The sequence below is a fragment of the Amycolatopsis balhimycina FH 1894 genome (assembly GCF_000384295.1).
Classification (GTDB): domain Bacteria; phylum Actinomycetota; class Actinomycetes; order Mycobacteriales; family Pseudonocardiaceae; genus Amycolatopsis; species Amycolatopsis balhimycina.
On record NZ_KB913037.1, the window covers coordinates 3,373,698 to 3,393,923 of the forward strand.

The 20,226-nt window shown below is 69.6% G+C and carries 17 protein-coding genes; 7 read left to right on the top strand and 10 right to left on the bottom strand.

Annotated features, from left to right (window positions below):
• Positions 1 to 49 precede the first annotated feature (49 nt).
• The gene (locus A3CE_RS0114365; RefSeq protein ID WP_026468479.1) at positions 50 to 439 is read left to right on the top strand and encodes a MarR family winged helix-turn-helix transcriptional regulator; all 390 of its coding nucleotides are present in this window, start codon (positions 50 to 52) and stop codon (positions 437 to 439) included.
• Positions 440 to 443: 4 nt separating this feature from the next.
• Here A3CE_RS0114365 and A3CE_RS0114370 read toward each other — a convergent pair whose 3' ends face one another.
• The 8 genes from A3CE_RS0114370 to glyA form a co-directional block, all read right to left on the bottom strand.
• Positions 444 to 1,829, bottom strand: a complete 1,386-nt coding sequence (locus A3CE_RS0114370; RefSeq protein ID WP_020640790.1) for a S1C family serine protease — start codon at positions 1,827 to 1,829, stop codon at positions 444 to 446.
• 149 nt (positions 1,830 to 1,978) lie between these two features.
• Positions 1,979 to 4,414, bottom strand: a complete 2,436-nt coding sequence (locus tag A3CE_RS0114375; RefSeq protein ID WP_020640791.1) for a GcvT family protein — start codon at positions 4,412 to 4,414, stop codon at positions 1,979 to 1,981.
• 13 nt (positions 4,415 to 4,427) lie between these two features.
• A complete protein-coding gene (gene purU / locus A3CE_RS0114380) occupies positions 4,428 to 5,270 on the bottom strand; it encodes a formyltetrahydrofolate deformylase (protein ID WP_020640792.1) in 843 nt (280 codons plus the stop codon).
• A complete protein-coding gene (locus tag A3CE_RS0114385; protein WP_020640793.1) occupies positions 5,267 to 5,746 on the bottom strand; it encodes a sarcosine oxidase subunit gamma in 480 nt (159 codons plus the stop codon). The genes purU and A3CE_RS0114385 overlap by 4 nt, the downstream gene beginning before the upstream one ends.
• Positions 5,736 to 8,273 carry a 2Fe-2S iron-sulfur cluster-binding protein gene (locus A3CE_RS0114390; protein ID WP_020640794.1) on the bottom strand — a complete coding sequence of 846 codons (2,538 nt, stop codon included), beginning with the start codon at positions 8,271 to 8,273 and terminating at the stop codon, positions 5,736 to 5,738. Before A3CE_RS0114390 ends, A3CE_RS0114385 begins: the two co-directional genes overlap by 11 nt.
• Positions 8,270 to 8,548, bottom strand: coding sequence for a sarcosine oxidase subunit delta (locus A3CE_RS0114395; protein ID WP_020640795.1), 279 nt, complete (start codon positions 8,546 to 8,548; stop codon positions 8,270 to 8,272). The genes A3CE_RS0114390 and A3CE_RS0114395 overlap by 4 nt, the downstream gene beginning before the upstream one ends.
• Positions 8,549 to 8,558: 10 nt before the next feature.
• On the bottom strand, positions 8,559 to 9,770 hold the full coding sequence (locus tag A3CE_RS0114400) for a sarcosine oxidase subunit beta family protein (protein WP_020640796.1): 1,212 nt from the start codon (positions 9,768 to 9,770) through the stop codon (positions 8,559 to 8,561).
• Positions 9,767 to 11,041 carry a serine hydroxymethyltransferase gene (gene glyA / locus A3CE_RS0114405; protein WP_020640797.1) on the bottom strand — a complete coding sequence of 425 codons (1,275 nt, stop codon included), beginning with the start codon at positions 11,039 to 11,041 and terminating at the stop codon, positions 9,767 to 9,769. The genes A3CE_RS0114400 and glyA overlap by 4 nt, the downstream gene beginning before the upstream one ends.
• A 58-nt stretch (positions 11,042 to 11,099) precedes the next feature.
• On the opposite strand from glyA, the gene A3CE_RS0114410 reads away from it, so the two are divergent.
• Positions 11,100 to 11,747, top strand: a complete 648-nt coding sequence (locus tag A3CE_RS0114410; RefSeq protein WP_026468480.1) for a GntR family transcriptional regulator — start codon at positions 11,100 to 11,102, stop codon at positions 11,745 to 11,747.
• Here A3CE_RS0114410 and A3CE_RS0114415 read toward each other — a convergent pair.
• Positions 11,744 to 12,865, bottom strand: a complete 1,122-nt coding sequence (locus tag A3CE_RS0114415) for an aromatic ring-hydroxylating oxygenase subunit alpha (RefSeq protein WP_020640799.1) — start codon at positions 12,863 to 12,865, stop codon at positions 11,744 to 11,746. The genes A3CE_RS0114410 and A3CE_RS0114415 overlap by 4 nt on opposite strands.
• Positions 12,866 to 13,102: 237 nt before the next feature.
• Entirely contained in the window at positions 13,103 to 13,696 is a 594-nt protein-coding gene (locus tag A3CE_RS0114420; protein ID WP_020640800.1) for a TetR/AcrR family transcriptional regulator, read from the bottom strand.
• A 98-nt stretch (positions 13,697 to 13,794) separates the two neighbouring features.
• Between A3CE_RS0114420 and A3CE_RS0114425 the strand changes: the two genes are divergently transcribed.
• The 5 genes from A3CE_RS0114425 (at position 13,795) to A3CE_RS0114445 (ending at position 20,201) form a co-directional block, all read left to right on the top strand.
• Positions 13,795 to 15,261, top strand: a complete 1,467-nt coding sequence (locus tag A3CE_RS0114425) for an aldehyde dehydrogenase family protein (protein WP_020640801.1) — start codon at positions 13,795 to 13,797, stop codon at positions 15,259 to 15,261.
• A gap of 29 nt (positions 15,262 to 15,290) precedes the next feature.
• Entirely contained in the window at positions 15,291 to 16,859 is a 1,569-nt protein-coding gene (locus A3CE_RS0114430; RefSeq protein ID WP_020640802.1) for an amino acid permease, read from the top strand.
• Positions 16,860 to 16,869: 10 nt separating this feature from the next.
• The gene (gene betA, locus A3CE_RS0114435) at positions 16,870 to 18,540 is read left to right on the top strand and encodes a choline dehydrogenase (protein WP_020640803.1); all 1,671 of its coding nucleotides are present in this window, start codon (positions 16,870 to 16,872) and stop codon (positions 18,538 to 18,540) included.
• 210 nt (positions 18,541 to 18,750) lie between these two features.
• Complete coding sequence (locus A3CE_RS0114440; RefSeq protein ID WP_026468481.1) at positions 18,751 to 19,071, top strand: bifunctional 3-phenylpropionate/cinnamic acid dioxygenase ferredoxin subunit; 321 nt, start codon at positions 18,751 to 18,753, stop codon at positions 19,069 to 19,071.
• Positions 19,068 to 20,201, top strand: coding sequence for an NAD(P)/FAD-dependent oxidoreductase (locus A3CE_RS0114445; protein ID WP_020640805.1), 1,134 nt, complete (start codon positions 19,068 to 19,070; stop codon positions 20,199 to 20,201). Before A3CE_RS0114440 ends, A3CE_RS0114445 begins: the two co-directional genes overlap by 4 nt.
• The last annotated feature ends 25 nt before the right edge of the window (positions 20,202 to 20,226 follow it).

Below are 20,226 nucleotides of genomic sequence, written 5' to 3' on the forward strand. Positions count from 1 at the left end.
GCATTTAATGCGCTTGCATCTGATGCCCGTGCATGCTAAGTTGGTCGCCGTGAGCGACGTCGCTGAGCACGCCTTGAATGAGCCCGCCCTGGTGCAGGAGTGGCACGAGCTGCTGGCGCGCTACTCGGCCGTGTTCAGCAAGCTCGAGTGCCGTCTGCAGGAGCGACACGGGATCGGCGCGAACGAGTTCGAAGCCCTGGAACGGGTCGCGACCGGCGACTCCAAGTGCCGGTCGGCCGACCTCACCGAAGCCATTCACCTCAGCCAGAGTGCCACGTCACGACTGGTCGCCCGCCTCGAGAAGGAGGGCCTGGTCGAGCGCGCGCTGTGCGAGGTGGACCGGCGCGGCATCTTCGTCACCCTCACCGAAGCCGGGCGCGAGCGCTACCTCGCGGCGAAGCGGACGCACCGCGAAGTGCTCAACGAGACCCTGCGCTGACGCCTCAGCCGACCGGCCCTTCGATCGCCTTCACCGGCACCTGCCGCTGAGCGCCGGCGGCACCTGTGACGGTCAGCGTCAGCTGGTCGCCCGGGTGGTGGGTGTCCATCACGTTCGTCAGCGTCGTCGCCGAGTCGATCGGCTTGCCGTCGATGGCCGTGACCACGTCCCCGGCCGCGAGACCGGCCTGCTGGGCCGGCCCGCGCGGGACGACCTGGCGGATCTGCGCGCCCTGGCCCTGGGAGTCCGACACCGAAACGCCGATGAACGCCGTCTTGCCGATGTGGACCTTGTCCGACGCGGTGCCCGCGACGATCTGGTGCGCGATGTCGACCGCCTTGTCGATCGGGATGGCGAAGCCCTGGCCGGCGCCGCCGCTGCGGCGCCCGTTCAGCTGGTAGCCGGTGGACGCGGCGGTGTCGACGCCGATCACCTGCGCGTCCGCGTTGACGAGCGGGCCGCCGGAGTCACCCGACTCGATGTTCGCCCGGACCTGGATCAGGCCGGTGAGCTGCTCGGACGACCCGCTGGACTCGTCCGAGGCGGTGATCGACTGGTCCAGCGCCGTCACGGTGCCCGGCGCGGCCACCGGGTCGCCGCCGCGGCCGCCGGCGTTGCCGAGGCCGAGGATCTGGTCGCCGACCTTGACCGCCTTCGAGTCGCCGATCGCCGCGGCCGTCAGCCCGGACGCGCCCTGCAGCTGCAGGACCGCGACGTCTTCGCTGCGGTCGTAGCCGACCACCTGCGCCTTGTACGTCTTGCCGGTGCCGATGCTGGTGACCTTGATGCTGGTCGCGCCGGCGACGACGTGGTTGTTGGTGAGCACCTCGCCGTCCGGGGTCAGCACGATGCCCGTGCCCGCCGCGGCCGCGCCCTGCAGCCCGAGCTCGGTGTTGACGTTGACGATGGCCGGGTTGACCTTGGCCGACACGGCATCGACGTCGAGGACCGTCTTCGCCGAGCTGGGCTGCCCGGAGAAGCCGAAGTTCTGGTTGCCGCTCGCCGTCGGGCTGTTCGAGGCCGAGATCAGGTGCCCGATGCCGAGCCCCGCGACCACCGCGAGAGCGATCGCGACGACGGCGACGGTCAGCGCGCGAAGCGGGTGGCGCTTGCGCGGCGGCGGCTGGTAGGCGGGCTGCGGATAGCCGTAGCCATGGGGGGCACCCTCATGACCGTAGGGCTGCTGCGGGTACGGACGTCCCCACTGGTCACGGGGCTGGTCGTAAGTCTGCTGCTCGTAAGTCTGCTGCTCGTAAGTCTGCTGGTCGTAGGGCTGCCGGTCGTACGGCTGGTCGTAGTAGCCCTGGCCGTAGTGACCCTGCGGGTACTCGCCCTGGCCGTAGCCGTACGGGTATCCGCCGCCCTGCGGTCCTCGGTCGTACTCGCTCATGCACAGCTCCAGCCCTCGACAAGCCTCCGGCTCGTACCAGGAAACGCCCCGATCCTGAGAATTTCCTTGTCCGGTTCCGTGGACTTGCTGTGGATTCACCGTGGGAGCGCCGAGACCGACCTGACGTGACCGATCTTACGCCGGCGGCCTCACCTGCGGATCCGTTCCATGCCGGGGTCGACCAGCGGCTCGGCGGCCACGGTGGCCGCGACCCGTCGTCCGAAGTACTCGATCTCGACACCGCTCCCCACGTCCGCCGACGCCGGCAGCCACGCGTACGCGATCGGACGGCCCACGGTGTACCCGTACGCGGCGCTGGTGACGTAACCCGCGGCGACGCCGTCGACGAACACCGGTTCCTTGCCGAGCACGACCGTGCGGCCGTCGTCGATCGTCAGGCACCGCAGCCGCCGCGACGCCGTCTCTTCGCTACGGCCTTCGATCGCGTCCCGGCCGAGGAAGGGGCCCTTGGCCGGACGCACGGCGAACGCCAGTCCCGCCTCGTACGGGTCGTGTTCGGTGGTCATGTCGGTGCCCCACAGCCGGTAGCCCTTCTCCAGCCGCAGGCTGTTGAACGCCGCCCGCCCGGCCGCGACGACGCCCAGGGACTGCCCGGCCGCCCACAGCGCGTCCCACAACCGCAGGCCGTTGTCCGCGCTCGTGTAGATCTCCCAGCCCAGTTCGCCCACATAGGACAGTCGCATCGCGGTCACCGGCACCCCGGCGATCCGCGCCTTGCGCGCCCGGAAGTACTTGAGCCCCTGGTGCGAGAAGTCCTCGCGCGAAAGCGGCTGCACGAGGTCCCGCGCCAGCGGTCCCCACACCCCGACACAGCAGGTCCCGCCGGTGATGTCCCGGACCTGGACACCGGAAGGCGCGTGCTTCACGAAGTGGTCGACGTCGATGTTCCCGTTGATGCCGACCTGGAACACCTCCGGCTCCAGCCGCGCGACCGTGACGTCGCTGCGGACACCGCCGGCGTCGTCCAGCATCAGCGTGTAGGTGACCGAGCCGACCGACTTGTCCAGCTGGTTCGTGGTCAGCGACTGCAGGAACCCGAGCGATCCCGGGCCGCTGATCTCGACCCGCTTCAACGGCGTCATGTCGTACAGCGCGACGCCGTTGCGCGTGTGCCAGGCCTCGGCCGCCGCGATGGGCGAGTGGAACTGCGCCGACCACGCGTCCCGCGCGGGCGGCAGCCAGTCGTGCGGCAGCTTCTCGAGCAGCGGCGCGTTGGCCTCGAACCAGTGCGGCCGCTCCCAGCCGCCCGCCTCCAGGAACACCGCGCCCAGCTCGCGTTGCCGCGCGTGGAACGGCGTCACGCGCAGGTCGCGCGGGGAAAGCTTGGGCTGCAAGGGGTGCAGGATGTCGTAGACCTCGACGAAGTTCTGCTGCGCCGTCTCGCTCACGTACGACGGCGCGAGCTGGACCTCTTCGAACCGGTGGACGTCGACCTCGTGCAGGTCGGTCTCGGAGTGCCCGTCGACCAGCAGTTCCGCGACCGCCTTGGCGATACCCGCGGAGTGCGTCACCCATACCGCTTCGGCGAGCCAGAACCCGCGGACGCCGGCCGACTCGCCGATCAGCGACTGGCCGTCCGGGGTGAAGGAGAAGATGCCGTTGAAGCCTTCCTCGACCTTGGTCTGGCGCAGCGCGGGCAGCAGCAGCTTGCTCTCTTCCCACGACGGCGAGAAGTCGTCCTCGGTGAAGGGCAGCATGGAGGGCATGGTCGTCTCGGTCACCGCGGGGTCCAAAGTGGACTCGTCGACGGGCATCGGCCGGTGCGCGTAGGAGCCGATGCCGAGACGGTCGCCGTGCTCGCGGAAGTACAGGTCCTGGTCCTGGTGCCGCAGGATCGGCAGGCTCGCCTCGACCTCCTCGGTGGTGCGCCCGACGAGTTCGGCGACCTGTCCGGTCTTCGCGTACTGGTGCGCCAGCGGCAGCAGCGGGACGTCCATGCCGGCCATCGCACCGATCTCGCGGCCCCAGAACCCGGCGCACGACACGACGACGTCGGCCGGGAAGTCGCCCTGGCCGGTGCGGACGCCGGTGACGCGCCCGCCTTCCTGGAGGACGTCAGTGACCCGCGTCGAACCGATGAACCGGGCACCCCGTGCGGTCGCCCGGGCGGCCAGCACCTCGACGGCCTTGGCGGCGCGCGCGAGCCCGTCGGTCGGCACGTACAGCGCGCCGAAGATCCGCGAACCGTCGAGCAGCGGCCAGCGGCTGACACACTCGCCGGCGTCGATGAGCTGCCCGTCGACGCCCCACGACGTCGCCCAGCCGTGCTTGCGCTCGAGGTCCTCCCAGCGGGCCGGCGTCGTCGCCACCTCCATGCCGCCGACCTGGAGGAAACAATCCAGTTCCCGCAGCTTCGAGACGGTGTACTTCGCGAACTCCGTCATCGTCTTGGAGGGGTTGGTCTGGAAGACCAGGCCGGGCGCGTGCGAGGTCGACCCGCCGGTGCGCGGCAGCGGGCCCTGGTCGAGCACGGTGACGTCGGCCCAGCCGCGGGCGGTCAGCTCGTCGGCCAGGTTCGCGCCGACGATGCCGGCGCCGATGATCACGACCTTCGGTGCACTCATGGCGGAACTCCTTCTACCGGAACACAACAGTGCTGTTGCCGTTGAGCAGGACGCGGCGTTCGCAGTGCCAGCGCACCGCGCGGGACAAGGCCAGAGCTTCGGCGTCACGGCCGACGGTCACCAGCTCGCGCGGCGAGTACGTGTGGTCGACGCGCTGGACCTCCTGCTCGATGATCGGGCCCTCGTCGAGGTCGGGCGTGACGTAGTGCGCGGTCGCGCCGACGTACTTGACACCCCGGTCGTAGGCCTGGTGGTAGGGCTTGGCGCCCTTGAACCCGGGCAGGAACGAGTGGTGGATGTTGATCGCGCGGCCTTCGAGCTTCTGGCACAGCTCGTTCGACAGCACCTGCATGTACCGGGCGAGGACGATCAAGTCCGCTTCGTACTCGCCGACGAGGTCGAGGAGCCGCTGCTCAGCCTCCGGCTTGGTCTCCGGCGTGACCGGGACGTGTACGAACGGGACCCCGGCGGCCTCGGCCATCGGCCGCAGGTCCTCGTGGTTGGAGACGACGACGGCGATCTCGGCGCCGAGGCCGCCCGCGCGCCAGCGGAAGAGCAGGTCGTTGAGGCAGTGCCCGAACTTCGAGACCATCACCAGGATCCGCGGCGGGGTGCCGTCGGAGAACTCGAACTCCATGCCGAAGTCGCCGGCCACCGGGGCGAACGCGCGGGTCAGATCGTCCACTGTGGTCTGCTCGGCGCGGGTGAACGACGTGCGCAGGAACAGCGAGCCGCGGACGTCGTCGTCGAACTGCTGGTGCTCGACGATGTCGCAGCCCTGCCCGACGAGGAACGTCGTGACAGCGTGCACGATGCCCGAGCGTTCGGGGCAGTTGAGGGTCAGGGTGAAGGTCATGAGACGTACTCCAGGCTCGCGTCGGCCAGCCAGGCCTTGAAGTAGTCCGAGAACGACTGGCGGACGAGGATCGTGAAGCCTTCTTCCCGGACCATGAGCACGATCCCGGTCCGGGCGAGCAGGGTCTGCACACACGTACCCGGCGGCGACGCCTCCAGGTCGATCGAGCACCCGTGCGCCAGGACGTCCCGCGCGTGCTCACCGGTCAGCCGCACGACGTTGCGCTGGGCCGACACGTCGACCACCGCCAGAACGCCACTTTCACGTGAAAGCTCCGCCTCCAGGTCGCCACTTTCACGTGAAAGTGGCGGTCCCAGGACCAAGTACTCGTCGGGGCCCATCCAGAGGATGTCGATGTCCCCGCCGCTGGTGAAGGCGCACGGCCTGGGCAGGTCGACGCCGAGCAGGGCGTGCCCGTCCCGGAGGCGCACGGTGAGCTGGGTGCGGAACGGTTCGTCGACCGCGTCAACCGTCACGGCGGGCTCCTTCCTTGTCGAAGAGCACGGATTCGGTCACGGTCACCGGCACCACCTGGTCGCCGACCGGCACGTAGAGCGTCTCGCCGATCCGCTCGCGCCCGGACCGCACGAGAGCCAGCGCGAAGGTGCGGCCGAGGGCGGCGCTGTCGTAGCTGGAAGTGACGTGGCCGAGCATCCGCACCGGCGGTTCGGGCACGGCTTCCGATTCGATGAGCTGCGCGCCCTCCGGCAGCAGCACCGACGGATCGAGCGGCAGCAGGCCGACGAGTTGCTTGCGGTCCGGCCGGTTGTTTTCGGCGCGGGCGAACGAGCGTTTGCCGATGAAGTCGGCCTTCTTCTTCGACACCGCCCAGGACAGGCCGAGGTCCTGCGGGGTGACCGTGCCGTCGGTGTCCTGGCCGATGATCGGGTAGCCCTTCTCGGCGCGCAGGACGTGCATGGTCTCGGTGCCGTACGGCGTGACTCCTTCGTCCACTATGGACTGCCAGAGCGCGATCCCGTGCCACGAAGGAACGTTGATCTCGTACGCCAGTTCGCCGGAAAAGCTGATCCGGCAGACCCGCGCGGCGATTCCGGCGACCTCGGCGTCCTGCCAGGTCATGAATCCGAAGGCATCGTTCGAGACGTCCAGGTCCGGCGCCAAGCGGCCCAATACCTCTCTGGAGCGCGGTCCGACCAGCGGGATCGTGGTCCAGTGCTCGGTGACCGACGTCGCGAAGACGTCGAGGTGCGGCCACTCCGTCTGCAGCCACTCCTCCATCCACTCGAGGATCTTCGCCGCGTTGCCGGTCGTCGTGGTGACCAGGAACCGGTCCTCGGCGACGCGGATGACCGTGCCGTCGTCGATCACCATGCCGTCGACACCGCACATCACGCCGTAGCGGATGCGACCGACCTTCAGGGTGCTCATCAGGTTCGTGTAGAGCATGTCGAGGAACCAACCGGCGTCCGGGCCCTGGACGTCGATCTTGCCGAGCGTGGATCCGTCCATCAGCGCGACGTCGTTGCGCGCGGCGCGGCACTCGCGCCGGACGGCGTCGTGCATCGACTCGCCGGGCCGCGGGTAGTACCACGGCCGCTTCCACTGGCCGACGTTTTCGAACTCGGCGCCGTGCTCGACGTGCCACGGGTGGATCGTCGTGACGCGCACGGGATCGTGCAGCTCACCGCGGTTCCGCCCGGCCAGCGCGGCGAACGACACCGGCGTGTACGGCGGCCGGAACGTCGTCGGGCGCTGGGTCGACAAGTCGACACCGAGGGCTTCGGCGGTGATGCCCGCGGCGAGCATGCCGGACGTCTTGCCCTGGTCGTGCGCGGTGCCGATGGTCGTGTAGCGCTTGATGTGCTCCAGCGAGCGCAGCCCGGCGCCGGTCGCGCGCAGGACGTCCGACACGGTCGCGTCCCGCTGCTGGTCGACGAACCGGGTGTCCACTTCGGACTCCGGCGCGGGCACCTGCCAGAGCACCTTGGTCTCGGGCAGCCCTTCCCCCGCGGCCGCGCCGACGACGGTCACGTTCGGCAGGTCCCCGGCCGGGACGTACGCCCCCAGCCCGGCGTCGTAGCGGAGGGTGCCGCGGGCCTGGCTGTAGAGGTGCACGGCCGGGTTCCAGCCGCCGGACACGAGCAGCAGGTCGCATTCGACCCGCTCCCCCCGCAGCTCGCCCAGTTTCGCCACGTGGGCGGCCGTGACGTGGGAGCCGCCATCGGTGCCGATGACTCCGTATCCCTCACGGGCATCGACGATCCGCACGATCTCGGCCCCGGCTTCCGCCAGGTCGGAGGCGGCGTCGTACGCGCTGTCGTTGGTGGTGAACACGACCACGCGCTGCCCGGCCAAGACGCCGTAGCGGTTCAAGTACGTGCGGGCGGCCGAGGCGAGCATGATGCCCGGACGGTCGTTGTCCGGGAAGACGATCGGCCGCTCGTGGGCGCCGGTGGCGATGACGATCCGCTTCGCCCGGATCCGCCAGACGCGCTGCCGCGAAATGCGCTCGGGGACCGCGGGTTCGCCTCGGCGCTCGAGGGCAAGCACGAAACCGTCGTCGTAGATGCCGAACGCCGTGGTGCGCGACAGGAACCGGACACCGGGCGGGGCTTCGCCGTCGGGCTGGTCATCGACGAGCAGCACCCGTCCTTCCGCTTCGGCGGCGGCCGCGCGACCGGCGGCCCCGGCACCGACGACCAGGACGTCGCAGTGGACGTGCTTGGCGTCGTACCGCGCCGGGTCGGGCTCGGCGGCCAGCCGGCCTTGACCGCGCAGGCCACGGGCGACCAGACCGTCGTACAGCTCGACCGTCGTCGCGGACAGCATCGGCTCCGGGAACGGCGCTTCGATCTGAACCAGCGCGTTCGAGTCCTCGACTCCGGCGCCGGCGATGCCGCGCGGCCGGCCGTACTTGATGCTGGTCGCGACCCGGTGGATGCCGTTGGCCAGCAACGCGGAAGCCAGGGTGTCGCCGAGGAAACCGGTCAGCTCGCGGCCGTCGAAGGTGAACTTGAGCGGGACACCGGACAGCCGGGTCATGAGATCACCGGCCGGGGTTCGTCGAGGCGGTAGACCGCCAGGAGGTCGTGGGTACGGGTGTCGCGGACGGCGTTGAACCACCGCCGGCAGCCCGCGGAGTGGCTCCAGCGCTCGGCGAACGGCCCGCTCGGGTTCTCGCGGAAGAAGACGAACTTCGCCCACTCCTCGTCCGACATCGCCGACGGGTCCGACGGGTAGCCGACGTGCGCCTGGCCGCCGTAGTGGAACTCGGCTTCCTCGCGTGGCCCGCACCAGGGGCAGGGAATCAGTTGCATGTGGACACTCCTAGTGCGCGACGGCGGCGGCGCCGTGCTCGTCGACGAGGGCACCGGTGGTGAACCGGTCGAGGGCGAAGGGCTCGGCGTACTCGTGGGGCTTTCCGCGGGCGATGGTCGCCGCGAAGACGTCACCGACACCGGGCGTGGCCTTGAAACCGCCGGTGCCCCAGCCGCAGTTGAGGAACAGGTTCTCGACCGGCGTGAGCCCGATGATCGGCGACGCGTCCGGGCTGACGTCGACGATCCCCGCCCACGTCCGCAGCAGGTGCGCCCGCGCGAACACCGGGAACAGCTCCAGCGCGGCCGCCATCTGCTGCTCGATGATGTGGAACGAGCCGCGCTGCCCGTAGCCGTTGTAGCTGTCGATGCCCGCGCCCATCACGAGTTCGCCCTTGTGCGCCTGGGAAACGTAGACGTGCACGGCGTTCGACATGACGACCGTCGGGTGGATCGGCTCCAGCAGCTCGGACACCAGGGCCTGCAAGGGATGCGACACGAGCGGCAGGTCCAGGCCCACCATGCGGGCCAGCACCGACGAGTGCCCGGCGGCGCACAGCGCGACCTTCCCCGCGGCGATCCGGCCCCGCGACGTCTCGACGGCGGTGACCCGGCCGTCCACTGTGGAGATTCCGGTGACCTCGCAGTTCTGGATGAGGTCGACGCCCAGTTCGTGCGCGGCGCGGGCGAAACCCCAGGCCACGTAATCGTGCTTCGCGATGCCCGCGCGCGGCTGGTAGGTCGCGCCGAGCACCGGGTAGCGGACGTCCGGGGAGGTGTTGACGATCGGGCAGATCTCCTTGACGCCGTCGGCGTCCACCCACTCGGCGTCGATGCCGTTGAGCTTGTTGGCCTCGACGCGGCGGACGCTGTCGCGCACGTCCTGCAGGCTGTGCGCGAGGTTCAGCACGCCGCGCTGGCTGAACAGGATCGGGTAGCCGAGGTCCTCTTCGAGGCCTTCCCACAGCTTGAGGGAGTGCTCGTAGATGCCGGAGCTCTCGTCCCAGAGGTAGTTGGAGCGGATGATCGTGGTGTTGCGGGCCATGTTGCCGCCCGCGAGCCAGCCCTTCTCCAGCACGGCGACGTTCGTGATGCCCTGTTTGGCCAGGTAGTACGCGGTGGCCAGGCCGTGCCCGCCGCCACCGACCACGATCACGTCGTAGGCCTTCTTCGGCTCGGGGTTGTCCCAGAGGAAGTCCGGGTGCTCCGGCAGGTCGGTCATCGGGCCTCTCCCAGAAGCGGGTACAGCGGGAACGCTTCGGCCAGCGCGGTGACGCGGGCCCGCAGCTTCCCGGCGTCGAAGCCGGGTTTCAACGCCTCGGCGATGACGTCGGCGGCTTCGCGGAACTCGGCGTCGCCGAACCCGCGCGTGGCCAGCGCCGGGGTGCCGATCCGCAGGCCGGACGTCACCATCGGCGGCCGCGGGTCGAACGGCACGGCGTTGCGGTTGACGGTGATGCCGGCCTCGTGGAGGCGGTCCTCGGCCTGCTTGCCGTCCAGCTCGGAGTGGCGCAGGTCGACGAGCACCAGGTGGACGTCGGTGCCGCCGGTCAGCACATCGATCCCGCCGTCCATGAGCCGCTCGGCGATGATCTTCGCGCCCCGGAGCGTCCGCTGCTGGCGTTCGGCGAACTCGGGCTCGCCGGCCATCTTGAAGGCGACCGCCTTGGCCGCGATGACGTGTTCGAGGGGGCCGCCCTGCTGGCCGGGGAACACCGCGGAGTTGACCTTCTTGGCCAGGGCCGCGTCGTTCGTCAGGACCACGCCGCCGCGCGGGCCACCGAGGGTCTTGTGCGTGGTGGTCGTCGTGACGTGCGCGTGCGGCACCGGCGACGGGTGCAGCCCCGTGGCGACCAGCCCGGCGAAGTGCGCCATGTCGACCATCAGGTACGCGCCGGCCTCGTCGGCGATCTCCCGGAACCGGGCGAAGTCGAGCTGACGCGGGTAGGCCGACCAGCCGGCGATGACCAGCTTCGGCCGGTGCTCCTTCGCCAGCCGTTCGACCTCGGCCAGGTCGACGCGATAGTCCTTTTCGGACACTTCGTACGCGGCGACGTCGTAGAGCAGGCCGGAGAAGTTGATCCGCATGCCGTGCGTGAGGTGGCCGCCGTGGGCCAGCGACAGGCCGAGGATCTTGTCGCCGGGCTTGATGAGCGCGGCCATCGCGGCGGCGTTGGCCTGCGCGCCCGAGTGCGGCTGGACGTTGGCGAACTCCGCGCCGAACAGCGCCTTGACGCGGTCGATCGCGAGCTGTTCGAGCACGTCGACGTGCTCGCAGCCGCCGTAGTACCGACGTCCGGGATAGCCCTCGGCGTACTTGTTGGTGAGCACCGAGCCCTGGGCTTGGAGCACACTCAGCGGGGCGAAGTTCTCGGAGGCGATCATCTCCAGCGTCGACTGCTGCCGGTGCAGCTCGGCGCCGATCGCCTCGGCCACCGCGGGGTCGTAGTCGGCCAGGGACCGGTTGAGCACTGGATCGATCATCGCGGTCATCGCGAAACCTTCCGTGGTCGACTTCTGATATATCAATCGTCGATGTAGGCTAAGCGGCGTGCACCCACAGGTCAATCCCCCATCCCTGGCGGAACAGGCATATCTCTTCGTCCGCGACCGCCTGGTCATGCTCGACATTCCGCCGGGCTCCCCCATCAACGAGGAGGAGCTCGGCACCACGCTCGGCATGGGCCGGACGCCGATCCGCGAGGCGCTGAAACGCCTGGAGTCCGAGCGCCTGGTCGTCGCGTATCCGCGGCGCGGCACGTTCGCCACCGACGTCAACATCTCCGACCTCGCGCACATCTCCGAGGTGCGGCGCACGCTGGAGCCGATGGCGACGGCCGCCGCGGCCGGACGCGCGACCGCGGCCGACCGGGCGGCGCTCACCGAGCTGCGCGCGCAGCTCGACACCGGCGACCCGAGCGAGGACAACGCCGAGCTGCTGCGCACCGACCTCGCCCTGCACCGGGCGATCTACCGGTGCGTGCACAACCCGTTCCTCGAGGACACGCTGATCCGGTACGACAACCTCGCGACCCGGATCTGGTGCGTGTTCGTGCCCCGGCTGTCCGGGATGGCCGGCCACGTCGACGAGCACGTCCCGCTCCTCACCGCGATCATCGAGGGCGACGCCGAGAAGGCCGCCGCCCTCACGCTCGAGCACGTCACCGGCTTCGAGACCGCCATCCGGGCGTTGATCTAGACCGCCAGCCTGGTTTTCACCCAGTCGTGGAACGCGGCGATGTGGTGCTCGCTGGGCACGAGGACCCCGCCGTTGACGTACGAGCGGGAGTCCATCGCCAGCTGGCAGCGCTCGCAGGCCTCGAAGTCCTGCAGGTTGACGCGGTGGAACAGCTCGACCGACCGCGTCAGGTCCGTGCCGGATTCGACGACTTCGGGCAGGTAGAGCCAGTCGCAGCGGACCAGTGTCCGATCCGGGGCCAGCGGGAACATCCGGTGGAGGATGACGTGGTCCGGGACGAGGTTGACGAAGACGCCCGGCTTGATCGTGATGGCGTAGTACTTGCGGTCCTGGGCTTCGGTGACACCGGGCAGGCGGTCGACCCCCTCGGAGCCGTCGACGGTGAAGCCCTTGACGTCGCCGCCGAACTCGGCGCCGTGGCCGACGTAGTACTGCGCGGCGTAACCGTCGGCGAACTCCGGGAGCACCTCGGTGAGCTCCGGGTGGATCGTCGCGCAGTGGTAGCACTCCATGAAGTTCTCGATGATCTGCTTCCAGTTCGCCTTCACGTCGTACTCGATGCGCTTGCCCAGGGCGAGGCCGTCGATGCCGTAGGCGTCGATCTCGGCCGGGCCGCCGAGCCGTTCGGTGACAGCGCCGATCACGGTGTCTTCGAACGACGGCGGCTCGTCGGCCAGGCACACCCAGGCGTAGCCGAGCCACTCGCGCAGGTGGAGCTTCGTCAGGCCGAACTCGGTGCGGTCGACGTCCGGCATCCCGGTGAGGTTGGGCGCGGCGATGAGCTTGCCGTCGAGGCCGTACGTCCAGGCGTGGTACGGGCACTGGAAGGCGCGCTTGACGGTACCGGTTTCGGACGTGCAGAGCCGGGCGCCGCGGTGGCGGCAGACGTTGAGGAAGGCGTTGAGCCGCCCGTCCCGGCCCCGCGCGACGAGGACACTCTCCTTGCCGATCTGCACGGTCTCGAACGCCCCGGGCGCCGGCAGGTCGGCGCTGCGCACGGCGCAGAACCAGTCGGCCTCGAAGATCTTCGCCTGCTCCAGCGCGAAGACCGCCGGATCGGTGTAGGCGGAGCCGGGCAGCGTGGCGAGCAGGCTCGGCGGCAGATCGGTTGTGGTCACCGGCGTGGTCCTCTCCGCGGATCAGGACGGGAGCAGTTGCGCAGAACGCGTCAAGTTGCACACTCCGGAACAGAGTGACTCCCACCCCGCAGCGATGTCAACCCACCTTTTTCACCGCCCCCAGGCGTTTCACCCACACGGCGTGACCGAACCCGTAACTCGCGTGATCAGCAACCGCACTCGCGTGATTGGGGCCGTAACTCGCGAGTTACGGCCCCAATCACGCGAGATCCGTGCTCAATCACGCGAGTTCGGAGTTTCGGGACCGTCGATGGCTCGGCGGAAGAGGGTTTCTATCTCGTCGCGGGTGGGGCGGGGGTCGGCCAGGGCCGCCTGCATCAGGAGGCCGCAGAACAGGCCCGCCAGGAGACGGCCGGTCAGGGGGTCGGTGCGGGAGCCGAAGAACGCGATGAGCGCGTCGTCCCAGGCCGCGCTCGCCTTGCGGAGCGCCGGGCGGTGCAGGGCCGCGACGTACAGGTCGTACTCGACGACCGTGTCCCGGTACTGCTCGTTGATGTAGCCCATCACCAGGTCGGCGAGCGCCGCGGCGAAATCGGCGTCGGACGGGAGGGCGGACTCCCACTCCTTCAGCGCGTGGACGTTCTTCTCGGCCGCCTCGTGCAGGGCGACTTCCAGGAGGTCGTCCAGCGTCGCGAAGTGGTACGTCGTCGAGCCCAGCGGCACCCCCGCCGCCGCCGCGACGGCCCGGTGGGTGACCCCGTCGATGCCCCGCTGGGCGACGACCTCGATCGCCGCCTTGGCGATCCGCGCACGCCGTTCCGGGTCGTTCGGGCCGCGGCGCCGGGCCGCGGCAGGTTCACTGTTCGACATCGGTGTCGAGCCCCCTTGTGGACATCTGTACACGCTTCGCGTACAAATGTACGCACTCAACGCGCCGAGCAGCCACTACCGATCCGGGAAGGGCTCCCGTGAAGGACCTCCACATCGACGGAATCTGGGCCGACGCGTCCGGAGGAACCAGCTCCGACGTGCTGAACCCCGCCACCGGCCAGGTCATCGAGACCGTCGCCGAAGCGGGTCGCGAGGAGGTCGACGCCGCCGCACACGCCGCCCGCCGGGCCTTCGACGAGGGCCCGTGGCGCCGCACCACCGCCGGTGAACGCGGCGCCCTGCTCCGCAAGGTGGCCGACCTCCTGGTCCGCGACCGCGAGGAACTCGCCAGTATCGAAAGCCTCGACACCGGCAAGACGCTGGGTGAAGGCCGCATCGACATCGACGACGTCACGAACGTCTTCCGCTACTACGCCGACCTCGCCGACAAGGACGCCGGACGCCTGGTCGACGCGGGCAGCGCGACCGTCGTCAGCCGGATCGTGCACGAACCGGTCGGCGTCTGCGCCCTGATCGCGCCGTGGAACTACCCGCTGCTCCAGATGTCGTGGAAGGTCGCGCCCGCCCTCGCCGCGGGCAACACCGTCGTGCTCAAGCCGAGCGAGGTCACCCCGTTGACCACGATCAAGCTGGTCGCCCTCCTCGAGGAGGCCGGCGCGCCGCCCGGCGTCGTCAACCTGCTGCTCGGCGACGGCCGCGTCGGCGCGGCGATGGTCGAACACCCGGCCGTCGACCTGGTCTCCTTCACCGGCGGCTACGCGACCGGCGAGAAGATCATGACCGCCGCCGCCCAGGGGGTGCGCCGCGTCGCCCTCGAGCTCGGCGGCAAGAACCCGAACGTGGTGTTCGCCGACGCCGACTACGAAACCGCGCTCGACTACGCCCTGATGGCGGCGTTCGTCCATTCCGGACAGGTCTGTTCGGCGGGCGCGCGGCTGATCGTCCAAGATGGAATCCATGACCGGTTCGTCGCGGACCTCGCCGCGCGCGCCGACCGGATCCGGGTCGGCGACCCGCTCGAGCCTGCCACCGAAACGGGCTCCCTCGTTTCGGCACAGCACCGCGCCAAGGTCGAGGGCTACATCCAGGGCGCCATCGAAGCGGGCGCAACCCTCCGAGCGGGTGGCAAACGACCCGAGGGACCACAGTACAAAAACGGTTTCTTCCTGCGCCCCACCGTGTTTTCCGAGTGCACCCGGGACATGGCGATCGTCCGGGAAGAGGTCTTCGGCCCGGTCGTCACCGTGGAACGCTTCAGCGAAGAGGCCGACGCGATCGCGCTGGCCAACGACACCGAGTACGGGCTCGCCGGAGCTGTGTGGACGTCGGACGCGTCCCGCGCCCAGCGGGTCGCCGGGGCTCTGCGCCACGGCACCGTGTGGATCAACGACTACCACCCCTACCTGCCGCAGGCGGAGTGGGGTGGTTTCGGAAAGTCGGGCATCGGCCGCGAACTCGGGCCGTCCGGGCTGGCCGAGTACCAGGAGAGCAAGCACATCTACCAGAACATCGATCCCGTTCCGCAGCACTGGTTCAAGGGCTGATCCCACCCCCACCACGTAAGGACGCTGCCATGACCACGCAGGAAAAACCGGCGGGCGGGGGGCCTGCTCCGGACGACAGCTCCGAACTCGAGAAGTTCGGCTACCGCCAGGAGCTCGAGCGCTCGCTCGGGTCGTTCTCCAGCTTCGCCGCCGGGTTCAGCTACATCTCCATCCTGACCGGCGTGTTCCAGCTCTTCTTCTTCGGCTTCGGATCGGGGGGCCCGGCGTTCATCTGGACGTGGCCGCTGGTCTTCGTCGGCCAGGCCGCGGTCGCGTTGTGCTTCGCCGAACTGGCCGGGCAGTTCCCGCTCGCCGGGTCCGTTTACCAGTGGGCCAAGCAGATCGCGAAACCCGCGACGTCGTGGCTGGCCGGCTGGATCATGATCATCGGCGCGATCGTGACGGCGGCGGCGGTCGCGGTCGCCTACCAGATCATCCTGCCGCAGGTCTCGACCGCGTTCCAGATCGTCGGCAGCGACGACGACGCCGGCCTGACGTCGACACCCGGCGGCGCGCAGAACGCCATCATCCTGGCCCTGGTGCTGGTCGTGTTCGCCACGATCATCAACATCATCGGCGTCAAGCTGATGGCGAAGATCAACAACTTCGGGGTGGCCGTCGAACTCGGCGCGAGCGTCCTGCTCGTGATCGCGCTGGCCATCCACATCAAGCGCGGTCCCGGCCTGGTCTTCGACACGGCGGGCACGGGTGAGGGTCAGTCGTTCGGGTACCTCGGGGCGTTCCTGGTCGCGTCGCTCATGAGCGCGTACGTCTTCTACGGCTTCGACACCGCGGGCTCGCTGGCCGAGGAGACGACCCAGCCGCGGCGGCACGCGCCCCGCGCGATCCTGCGCGCCATCACCGCGGCGTTCATCGTGGGCGGGCTGATCATGCTGTTCGGCATGATGGCCGTCGGCGACCTGAGCGCCAAGGAGCTCAGCACGTCCGGCATGCCGTACCTGCTGAAGAGCACCCTCGGCGAGGGGCTCGGCGACGCGTTCCTGATCTGCTCGGCGATCGCGATCACCGTCTGCTGCCTCGCCGTGCAGACCGCCGCCATCCGGATGACCTGGGCGATGGCCCGCGACGGCCGGCTGCCGTTCAGCCGGGCGATGTCGAAGGTGTCGCCGCGCTCCAAGGTGCCGGTGCTGCCGGCGCTGCTCACCGGCGGCCTCACCGTCGTCGTGCTGCTGGTCAACCTCGGCAACCAGCGGGCGTTCTTCATCCTGACCTCGACGGCGATCATCCTGTTCTACATTCCCTACCTGATGGTCACCGGCCCGCTGCTGGTGCGCCGCCTGCGCGGGCACTGGCCGCGCCCGGAGCACGGCCCGTACTTCAAGCTGGGCCGCTGGGGCACGCTGGTGAACCTGGTCGCGGTGCTCTACGGCGCCGCGATGACGGTCAACCTGATCTGGCCGCGGGCCGCGGTCTACGGCTCCGACCACTGGTACTTCCAGTGGGGCGCGGTGATCGTCACCGCGCTGATCGTGATCATCGGCGCGATAATGCTCTACGTCCGGCGCCGCACCTGGGGCTCGGCCCACACCAGCCCCGAACACATGCCCGACGCGACACCGGATTCCCTGCCCGGCTAGAGGAGGACGCATGAGTTCCGATAGCTACGACTTCGTCATCGTCGGCGGCGGCTCGGCGGGCTGCGCGCTGGCGAACCGGTTGTCGGCCGACCCCGCGAACAAGGTCCTCGTCCTGGAAGCGGGCCGGTCGGACTACAAGTGGGACGTCTTCATCCACATGCCGGCCGCGCTGACCTTCCCGATCGGGTCGAAGTTCTACGACTGGGGCTACCGCAGCGAGCCCGAGCCGCACCTGAACCGGCGGCGCGTCTACCACGCGCGCGGCAAGGTGCTCGGCGGGTCGTCCAGCATCAACGGGATGATCTTCCAGCGCGGCAACCCGATGGACTACGAACGCTGGGCGAGCGACCCCGGCATGTCCACTTGGGACTACGCGCACTGCCTGCCGTACTTCCAGCGCATGGAGAACTGCCTCGCGGACCCGCCGGACGGCCAGTGGCGCGGCCACGACGGTCCGCTGGAGCTGGAGCGCGGCCCGGCGTCGAACCCGTTGTTCACCGCCTTCTTCGACGCCGCCGAGCAAGCGGGCTACCCGCGCACCGACGACGTCAACGGCTACAAGCAGGAGGGCTTCGCGGCGTTCGACCGGAACGTCCGAAAAGGACGGCGGCTGTCCGCCGCGGGTGCGTACCTGCACCCGGTGATGAACCGGCCCAACCTCACGGTGAAGACCCACGCGTTCGTGTCGCAGATCCTCTTCGAAGGCACGCGCGCGATCGGCGTCGAGTACGCACAGGGCCGCGGCATGCCCGGAGAGGTGTACGGCAAGGAGATCATCCTCTGCGGCGGCGCGATCAACACCCCGCAACTGCTGCAGCTCTCCGGCGTCGGCAACGCGGCCGACCTGGAGAAGCTCGGCATCGACGTCGTGAAGGACCTGCCGGGCGTCGGCGAGAACCTGCAGGATCACCTGGAGGTGTACATCCAGTACGCCTGCAAGCAGCCGGTGTCGATGCAGCCGTCGCTGGCGAAGTGGAAGCGGCCCTACATCGGCGCGCAGTGGCTGTTCCTGCGATCCGGCCCGGCCGCGACCAACCACTTCGAGGGCGGCGGTTTCGTCCGGTCCAACGACGAGGTGAAGTACCCGAACCTGATGTTCCACTTCCTGCCGGTGGCGATCCGCTACGACGGCTCGGCACCCACGGAAGGGCACGGCTACCAGGTGCACGTCGGCCCGATGTACGCCGACACCCGCGGCTCGGTGAAGATCACGTCGACCGACCCGCGGCAGCACCCGGCCATCAAGTTCAACTACCTGTCGACCGAAAACGACCGTCGCGAATGGGTCGAAGCGGTGCGGGTGGCGCGGAAGATCCTCAACCAGTCCGCGCTGGAGCCGTACAACGGCGGCGAGATCTCGCCGGGACCGTCGGTGGAGACGGACGAGGAGATCCTCGACTGGGTCGCCAAGGACGCCGAAACCGCGTTGCACCCGTCGTGCACGACCAAGATGGGCGTGGACGACATGGCGGTCGTCGACCCGCAGAGCATGCGGGTGCACGGCACCGAGGGCCTGCGCGTGGTCGACGCGTCGGTCATGCCCTACGTGACCAACGGCAACATCTACGCGCCGGTGATGATGACCGCCGAGAAGGCGGCCGACCTCATCCTCGGCAACACCCCCCTGGCCCCGATCAAGCTGCCGTTCTACCGGCACGGAGAAGCCGCCGCCGCGAAGTAGCCCGGCGGCACTTTCACGGGAAAGTGCCGCACCCGGGCCGTCACTTTCACGTGAAAGTGGCGGCCCGGGTCTTCGTCGTGCCCGAAAAACACCGTTACCCGGTAACGGAAACTACCCGCGCGTATCCCCTTGACGGAGTTCGGCTCCGGATTCAAACTTGTTGCGTATCACAGTTGATGTTCCCCCATGCGCAACACCCTCGGAGGCGTCATGATTCGCGCGTGCACGGTGGACGAACTGCCCCCCGGTGAGTCCGTCCGGCTCCCCGGGACGCCCGCCATCGCGGTGTTCCACACCGAGGACGGCGAGCTGTACGCCATCGACGACACGTGCACCCACCAGGACGCCTCCCTGGCCGACGGCTGGCTCGAAGGCTGCTTCGTCGAGTGCCCGCTGCACGCGGCGCTGTTCGACCTGCGCACGGGCATGCCGACCTGCCTGCCGGCGAAGGACCCGGTGCGCACGTACGCCGTGGTCGTCGACGAAGGCGTCATCTACGTCCAGGGCGTGGCCAACGAGGACGCCGCGTGAAGCGCGTCGCGGTCGTCGGCGCTTCGCTCGCCGGGGTCCGCGCGGCGCAGGCCCTGCGCGCGCAGGGGTACGACGGCGGGATCGTGCTGATCGGTTCGGAAGCGCACCTGCCCTACGACCGGCCGCCGCTGTCCAAGGCGTTCCTCGCCGGGACGGCCTCGCGCGAGTCACTGGACCTGCTCGACTCGGGCGACCTGGCGTCGCTGGCCCTGGACTTCCGGCTGGGCGTCCAGGCCACGGCCCTGGAGCCGGCCAACCGGCGCGTGCTGCTGTCGGACGGCACCGCGGTGCACGCGGACGGCGTCGTCATCGCCACCGGCGGCCGGGCGCGCACGCTGCCGGGCTTCGAGGGCGCCCACACCCTGCGGACTCTCGACGACGCTCTCGCGTTGCGCGCGGCTTTGGTCCCCGGGGCCCGGGTGGCGATCGTCGGGGCCGGGTTCATCGGGGCGGAGGTGGCCTCGACGTGCCGCTCCCTGGGTCTCGACGTGGTCGTCCTGGAAGCTTTGACCGCGCCGTTGGCGCCGGTGCTGGGCCCGGAGCTGGCGGCGGTCTGCGCCCGGCTGCACCTCGACCACGGCACGGACCTGCGCTGCGGGGTCCAGGTTTCCGGACTTTCCCCGGCCGGCGTCGAGCTGGCTTCCGGTGCGCTCGTCCCGGCCGACGTGGTCGTGGTGGGCGTCGGGATGACGCCGGCGACCGAGTGGCTGGCGACCTCGGGTTTGAAGGTCGGCGACGGCGTTCACACGGACGCGGGGCTGGTCACTTCGCTGCCTCAGGTCGTGGCAGTGGGCGATGTAGCCCGCTACGGGGGACGGCGGCACGAGCACTGGACGAACGCGTCCGAGCAGGCGCCGGTCGCGGTGGCCAACCTGCTCACCGGGCACACCTCGCGCACGTACACACCCAGCGGGTATGTCTGGTCGGACCAGTATTCGGGGACCTTGCAGCTGGCCGGGCACCCGCGTCCGGACGACACGCTTTCGTTCGTCGACGGCGATCCTGCGTCGTCTTCGTTCGTGGCGACCTGGCAGCGCGACGGCGCTACGGTAGGAGTGTTCGCGTTGAACAACGCGAAGCTGTTCAACCGCCTGCGGCGCCAGGCCCTGCGCCGCCCGGCCACCGTCTGAAAGTCTCAATCGGGCTTCAAGGATA

Coding starts and splice junctions, on each gene's coding strand:
- A3CE_RS0114370 (WP_020640790.1), bottom strand. CDS start 1,829: ATGAGCGAGTACGACCGAGGACCGCAGGGCGGCGGATACCCGTACGGC.
- A3CE_RS0114395 (WP_020640795.1), bottom strand. CDS start 8,548: ATGCAACTGATTCCCTGCCCCTGGTGCGGGCCACGCGAGGAAGCCGAG.
- A3CE_RS0114420 (WP_020640800.1), bottom strand. CDS start 13,696: ATGTCGAACAGTGAACCTGCCGCGGCCCGGCGCCGCGGCCCGAACGAC.
- purU (WP_020640792.1), bottom strand. CDS start 5,270: ATGACCTTCACCCTGACCCTCAACTGCCCCGAACGCTCGGGCATCGTG.
- betA (WP_020640803.1), top strand. CDS start 16,870: ATGAGTTCCGATAGCTACGACTTCGTCATCGTCGGCGGCGGCTCGGCG.
- A3CE_RS0114430 (WP_020640802.1), top strand. CDS start 15,291: ATGACCACGCAGGAAAAACCGGCGGGCGGGGGGCCTGCTCCGGACGAC.
- A3CE_RS0114440 (WP_026468481.1), top strand. CDS start 18,751: ATGATTCGCGCGTGCACGGTGGACGAACTGCCCCCCGGTGAGTCCGTC.
- A3CE_RS0114375 (WP_020640791.1), bottom strand. CDS start 4,414: ATGAGTGCACCGAAGGTCGTGATCATCGGCGCCGGCATCGTCGGCGCG.
- glyA (WP_020640797.1), bottom strand. CDS start 11,041: ATGACCGCGATGATCGATCCAGTGCTCAACCGGTCCCTGGCCGACTAC.
- A3CE_RS0114400 (WP_020640796.1), bottom strand. CDS start 9,770: ATGACCGACCTGCCGGAGCACCCGGACTTCCTCTGGGACAACCCCGAG.
- A3CE_RS0114390 (WP_020640794.1), bottom strand. CDS start 8,273: ATGACCCGGCTGTCCGGTGTCCCGCTCAAGTTCACCTTCGACGGCCGC.